The organism is Arthrobacter sp. Dra40 (assembly GCF_059091905.1).
In genome coordinates this window covers 21,717-27,716 of the sequence record NZ_JBNHHB010000065.1, presented here as the reverse complement: position 1 = coordinate 27,716, position 6,000 = coordinate 21,717, and the positions used below count along the sequence as shown (strand labels likewise).

At 67.7% G+C, this 6,000-nt stretch carries 5 protein-coding genes and 1 pseudogene; all 6 read right to left on the bottom strand.

Annotated elements, in window-relative coordinates:
* Positions 1-169: pseudogene (locus AC5RWT_RS21070) on the bottom strand (30S ribosomal protein S12); the annotation flags it as partial.
* A 276-nt stretch (positions 170-445) separates the two neighbouring features.
* On the bottom strand, positions 446-2,545 hold the full coding sequence (locus tag AC5RWT_RS21065) for an acyltransferase family protein (protein WP_494081861.1): 2,100 nt from the start codon (positions 2,543-2,545) through the stop codon (positions 446-448).
* Between the two features lie 66 nt (positions 2,546-2,611).
* Positions 2,612-3,403, bottom strand: a complete 792-nt coding sequence (locus tag AC5RWT_RS21060) for an IclR family transcriptional regulator domain-containing protein (protein ID WP_494081860.1) — start codon at positions 3,401-3,403, stop codon at positions 2,612-2,614.
* Positions 3,404-3,428: 25 nt separating this feature from the next.
* Positions 3,429-4,073, bottom strand: coding sequence for a 3-oxoacid CoA-transferase subunit B (locus tag AC5RWT_RS21055; RefSeq protein WP_494081859.1), 645 nt, complete (start codon positions 4,071-4,073; stop codon positions 3,429-3,431).
* On the bottom strand, positions 4,073-4,759 hold the full coding sequence (locus AC5RWT_RS21050) for a 3-oxoacid CoA-transferase subunit A (RefSeq protein WP_494081858.1): 687 nt from the start codon (positions 4,757-4,759) through the stop codon (positions 4,073-4,075). Before AC5RWT_RS21050 ends, AC5RWT_RS21055 begins: the two co-directional genes overlap by 1 nt.
* A 15-nt stretch (positions 4,760-4,774) precedes the next feature.
* The gene (locus tag AC5RWT_RS21045) at positions 4,775-5,986 is read right to left on the bottom strand and encodes a thiolase family protein (RefSeq protein ID WP_494045904.1); all 1,212 of its coding nucleotides are present in this window, start codon (positions 5,984-5,986) and stop codon (positions 4,775-4,777) included.
* Positions 5,987-6,000 lie beyond the last annotated feature (14 nt).

Below are 6,000 nucleotides of genomic sequence, written 5' to 3'. Positions count from 1 at the left end.
GCTTGACGCGGGCTACCTTGCGGAGCGCGGAGTTCGGCTTCTTCGGGGTGGTGGTGTAAACGCGGGTGCAAACGCCGCGCTTCATCGGGCTGCCCTTAAGGGCAGGCGCCTTGGTCTTGTTGACCTTAGGTGAGCGGCCCTTGCGGACCAGCTGGTTAATCGTAGGCACTTTCGTGATCTCCGTTTTTCGTGAGCTTTGCCCCGCCTCACATGCAGGGCCAGGCACTGTCGGTCGTCTTCGCACCCGCTGCCGAATTGAAGCGACCGTAGGCGTGCAAAAGTGTGGCATCCTCCGCGCAAGAACCCCGCGGACCGGAAACAGGCCCCGCCCCGGTTTGATCCGGAACGGCCTTCATCCACTGCCACACAAAACAATCGAAGAAAAGTCTATCAGAGATTGACGGCACCGGAGGACGGGGGTGATCCGGACCGGCCTGCACCGCGATCACTTCCCCATCGCCTGCAGCAGTGCCGCTTCCAGCGGCGCGGCCAGCGTCTTCATGTACGTGCCGCTCACATGGTTCAGATCCCGGTACACCAGGACGTTGCCGATCACCACCGGGCAGGTATCCCGGTCGCAGAAACGGGACGATAGGTCGACCACCTCCGTACGCGGAGCGAGCGCTGCGGCCTCGGCCGTGAGGTCCTTACCGTCCAACCCCTCGCCCCGGGGCTGCCCGCAACCGGACGGATCCTCGTAGTTCGCCGCGGCGCAGTCGCGGGCCAGCGCTCCCTCGCGCGGGCGGGGCGTGTCCTTCAGCGCGTAGACGTCGACGCCGGCGTCGGCGAGCTTGTTCCAGTACTCGGCAAAGCCCGCCACTCCGGGCCGGTGTCCCGTCCCGGAGTCAACGAACGAAGACTCCGCGTAATAGGACGTGAGGACCGCGTCCACCTCGCCGTCGGCCGTCAACCGCTTCAGCGTCTGTTCGTTGGGCGCCTGGCACACGGATTCGCCCTTGGCCTCGATCTTGCGCTGCTCCGCATTGAACGGGCAGGAATTGTGGATGAAGGTGAGCAGCCGCCATCCTTGGCGCTGGGTTATCGGCTCCAAGGCTTTGAACCACTGGCCGGCGTGTGAGTCCCCCACCAGCGCAATGGTGAAGTCCGCGTCGGGGTCCCCGTACGTGCACTCCTTGGTTTGGGCGGCCATCGGCTTGACGGCGCAATCGCCCAGGCCCGACTGGTCGTCTCCGGCCCGGGCCGGATCCGGGACAATCAGCGGAGTCTTGGTGGCGAACACCTGATGCCCGTTTTCCTTGATCGAGGCCACGCCGAACCCCGGCGGCGGTGCGTCCAGCAGCGCGGCAGCTGCCTCGTCGCGCTGCTCCAGGATGCGTTCCTGCTGGTTTCCGGGCACGAACGCCAGCGTGCCGACCAGCGCGGTGCCAGCGGCGCCGGCGGCGAGCGGACGCCAGGCGCTGGCACTGAACCAGCCAAAACGGCGCACCGGCGTCTCCACAAAGTAGTAGCTCAGTGCGGCCAGCCCAAAGGAACCAACCAGCAGCAACGGGCTGGTGGCGGGCCCCGGTTCCCTACCGGCTAGGACGGTGAAGAACACAATCAGGGGCCAGTGCCAAAGGTAAAGCGAGTAGGACACGTTCCCTGTCCATTGGATGGGTGGCCAGTCCACGAGGCGGTGGAGGGACAGCGGGCCGCTGGTCCGTCCGGCGGCGATGACGGCGATGGTGCCCAGCACCGGCAGCAGGGCCGCTGTCCCTGGGAACGGCGTGCTGCCGTTGAAGAGGAACGCCGAGGCCACAATGGCGGCCAGCCCCGCCGCCGCCAAGAGACTGCGCAGGTAGGGCCAGCGCTGCGGGTCGCGGTGCAGCGCAGCCAGCAGTCCGCCCAGCCCCAGTTCCCAGATCCGGGTGGGCGTGATGAAGTACGCGTCCGGGCTGCCGCCCGCCGTCGCCCAGATGCCATACGCCAGCGAGGCAGCGACTACCACGGCAAAGATCGCGGCGGCGGTCCGCTCCACCGTCCACGCCCTGTGACTGGTGGTGCTCCCCCGTCCGCCTGGGCGAATGCCGCGCCGGCTGCGGCGCAGCAGGAAGACGGACAGCAAGACCAGCAGCGGCCAGAGCAGGTAGAACTGCTCCTCCACGGCCAGGGACCAGAAGTGCTGGAGCGGTGAGGGCGTCTCGGTCGCCGCCAGATAATCCACCGACGCGGCGGCCAGGACCCAGTTCTGCACGTAGAAGGTGGACGCGAGGGCCTGCCCGCCAATTCGCTCCCATTGGCTCATCGGCAGCAGCGCCAGTGTCGCTGCCAGCACGACGGCGATGACCAGCAGCGCCGCGGGCAGGATGCGCCGGATACGGGCCGCCCAGAACGAGGGCAGCGAGAGGGTCCCGGTGGCCGCCGCTTCACGCAGCATGTGGCCGGTGATCAGGAATCCGGAAATGACAAAGAAAACGTCCACGCCCACGAAGCCGCCGGGCAGCCAGCGCGGCTCCAGGTGGTAGGCCACCACCAGCAGCACCGCGAGGGCGCGCAGGGCTTGGATTTCCGGCAGAAACTTCCGCCGTGGGGTCACAGGTTCCATCACCGGGCATTCACCCACGCCAAGGTCAACGTCAGTTGACCGCGGGGTAAACGTCCGGGGCTTGACCTACTGCTGCGCGCGCAGGGCGTCGGTGATCTTGGCCGAGGCGGCCCGCAACTTGGGCAGGGCCTCGGCAACCACGGCGTCCACGTCGCGGGTGCCGTCCGCCAGCGAGGCCTGCATGGACATGTTCAGCGCGGCGGCTACGGAGCCGTCCGGATGCAGGACCGGCACCGCCACGGAGCGCAGGCCGATCTCCAACTCCTGGTCCACCAGGGACCAGCCCTGGCTGCGCACCGTGTCCAGCTCGGCCCGCAGTTTCACCGGGTCGGCGATGGTCCGCGGCGTCAGTTGCTTCAGCGTGGTGGAGGCCAAGCGCTCCTCCAGTTCCTCGATCGGCAGGCCGGCCAGCAGCACCCGGCCCATCGAGGTCGCATAGGCCGGGAACCGTGTGCCCACCATGATCCCCACGGTCATGATCCGGCGGGTGTGGATGCGGGCGATGTAGACGATCTCGTCGCCGTCGAGGATCGAGGCGGACGTGGATTCGTGCAGCTCGGCGGAAAGTTCTTCCAGCAACGGCTGCACCAGCTGGGGCAGACTCTGCCCGGCAAGGTAGGAATACCCCAGCTGGAGCACCAATGCGGTGAGCTCGAAGACCCGGCCGTCGGTGCGCACGTACCCCAGGTCCACCAGGGTGTGCAGGAACCGACGCGCCGTGGCGCGGGTCAGGCCGGTCCGTTTGGAGACCTCGCTGAGCGTCATGGTGACGTTGTCGGCGTCGAAAGCCCTGATCACGGTCAGCCCGCGGGCCAGTGACTGGACGAACTGATCGCCAGGCGTTTTGGTCTCGGTCATGGTTCCTTCGAGCTTTACGTGGGCTTTACTCGGTGGGCGGGAGCAGCTTGATGTCCATCTTGGACTGCAGCTCCTCAAGCGTGGTCCCGAAGGTATCGCGCACCCGCACGCCTTCCGGCGTCAGCAGGAAGACCGCGTCATTAGTGTATACGCGGGTGACGCAGCCCACGCCCGTGAGCGGGTAGCTGCATTCGGGCACCAGCTTGGGCGTGCCGTCCTTGGCGAACAGGGACATCATCACGTAGACGTCCTTGGCACCGGTGGCCAGGTCCATCGCGCCGCCGACGGCGGGGATGGCGTCCGGGGCGCCGGTGTGCCAGTTCGCCAGATCGCCGGTGGCCGAGACCTGGAAGGCGCCGAGCACGCAGACGTCCAGATGGCCGCCACGCATCATGGCGAAGGAGTCTGCATGGTGGAAGTAGGACGCCCCCGGCACCTCGGTGACCGGGACCTTGCCCGCATTGATCAGGTCCTGGTCGATCTCGTCGCCGTGCGCTTCCGGGCCCATCCCCAGCATGCCGTTCTCGGTATGCAGCGTGATGTCCTGTTCGGCGGTCAGGTAGTTCGAGACGGACGTCGGCTGGCCGATGCCGAGGTTGACGAAGGAACCGGGCTGGATGTCCTGCGCGACCAGCCTGGCCAGGTCCTCGCGGCTGAGTTTCTCGCTCACTAGTGTGCCTCTCCTTCTGCGGCCTGCGGCGCAATTTCGACGACGGTGTCCACGTAGATGCCCGGCGTCACGATGACCTCGGGATCCAACTGGCCGGTCTCCACGATGCCGGAGACCTGGACGATGCTTTTCTTGGCGGCGGCGGCCATGATCGGACCGAAGTTGCGGGCGGTCTTGCGGTAGACCAGGTTGCCCTTCTTGTCCGAGGTCAGCGCCTTGATCAGTGCCACGTCGCCGTAGATCGGGGACTCGAGCACGTAGCCCTTGCCGTCGATCATGCGGGTTTCCTTGCCCTCGGCCAGCATGGTGCCGTAGCCGGTGGGCGTGAAGAAGCCGCCGATACCGGCGCCGGCGGCACGGATTCGCTCGGCGAGGTTGCCCTGCGGCACCAATTCCAGTTCGATTTCGCCCGCCCGGTAGGCGGTGTCGAAGTGCCAGGAGTCCGACTGGCGCGGGAACGAGCAGATGATCTTCTTGACCCGGCGCTCCTTGATCAGCAGCGCCAAACCGGCGTCGGCCTGGCCCGCGTTGTTGTTCACCACCGTCAGGTCGGTGGCACCGCAGTCCATCAGCGCGTCGATCAGTTCCATCGGCTGGCCGGCGTTGCCGAAGCCGCCGATCAGCACCGTGGCGCCGTCCTGGATGCCGGCCACGGCGTCCCGGGCAGTAGCAGCAAATTTTGCCATGCTGGCTTACCTCCTTTAGTTCTTGGTTGAGTTGACGTTTTCCAGCACCACGGCGAGGCCTTGGCCCACGCCGATGCAGATGGCGGCCACGCCCCAGCGCTCGCCCGATTCCTGCAGCCGGCGTGCCAGCGTGCCGAGGATGCGGATGCCCGAGGCGCCCAGCGGGTGGCCGATGGCCACGGCGCCGCCCCAGGCGTTGACGATGGCGGGATCGATGTCCCAGTTGTCGATGCAGGCCAGCGACTGCGCCGCAAAGGCTTCATTGAGTTCGACGGCGGCGACGTCCGACCAGCTGATGCCCGCCCGGCGGACGGCCTGGTTCGCGGCCTCGACCGGAGCGAAGCCGAAGAACTGCGGCTCCAGGGCGGAGGCGCCGCGGCCGGCGATCCGGGCCAGCGGCTCGGTTCCCAGCAGCCCGGCGGCAGCCTCGCTGCCCAACCAGGCCGCGGACGCGCCGTCGTTCAGCGGCGATGCGTTGCCGGCCGTCACGGTGCCCCCCTCGGGGCCGTCCCCCACGGGACGGAAGACGGTCTTCAGCCCGGCCAGCACATCGGCGGTGCTGGTGGGGCGGATGGATTCGTCGCGGGTCAGGTCGGTGCCCGGAACCTGCACCACCATCGAGTCGTATTTGCCCTCGTTCCAGGCGGCGTCGGCCAGGCGGTGCGAGGCCGCGGCAAACTCGTCCTGCCGCTCCCGGCTGATACCGTGGCGCTCGCGCAGCTGCTCGGTGGCCTCGCCCAGGGACACGGTCCACTCCTCCGGCATCTTCTTGTTCACCAGCCGCCAGCCCAGCGTGGTGGACGCCAGGGTCATGTTGCCCGCCGGGTATGGCTTCTCGGTCTTCGGCATCACCCACGGCGCGCGGCTCATCGACTCGACGCCGCCGATCAGCACCAGGTCACCTTCGCCGGCGTTGATCTGGCGGGAGCCGATGATCGCGGCATCCAGGCTGGAACCGCAGAGCCGGTTCACCGTGGTGCCCGGAATGGAGGTGGGCAGGCCGGCCAGCAGCGTGGCCATCCGCGCGACGTTGCGGTTCTCTTCGCCGGCGCCGTTGGCGTTGCCGAAGATCACCTCGTCGATGCGCTCCGGGTCCAAGCCCGGCGCGCGGGCAACTTCGGCCTTGACCACTTCGGCGGCCAGGTCGTCCGGCCGGACGCCGGCCAGCGCGCCGCCGAACTTGCCGAACGGGGTGCGGACGGCGTCATACAAATATGCCTGGTTCATTCGAGGCTCCTTCG

Excerpts from the sequence above, each read along its gene's own strand:
- AC5RWT_RS21065 (WP_494081861.1), bottom strand. The coding sequence starts at position 2,545 with ATGGAACCTGTGACCCCACGGCGGAAGTTTCTGCCGGAAATCCAAGCC.
- AC5RWT_RS21060 (WP_494081860.1), bottom strand. The coding sequence starts at position 3,403 with ATGACCGAGACCAAAACGCCTGGCGATCAGTTCGTCCAGTCACTGGCC.
- AC5RWT_RS21050 (WP_494081858.1), bottom strand. The coding sequence starts at position 4,759 with ATGGCAAAATTTGCTGCTACTGCCCGGGACGCCGTGGCCGGCATCCAG.
- AC5RWT_RS21045 (WP_494045904.1), bottom strand. The coding sequence starts at position 5,986 with ATGAACCAGGCATATTTGTATGACGCCGTCCGCACCCCGTTCGGCAAG.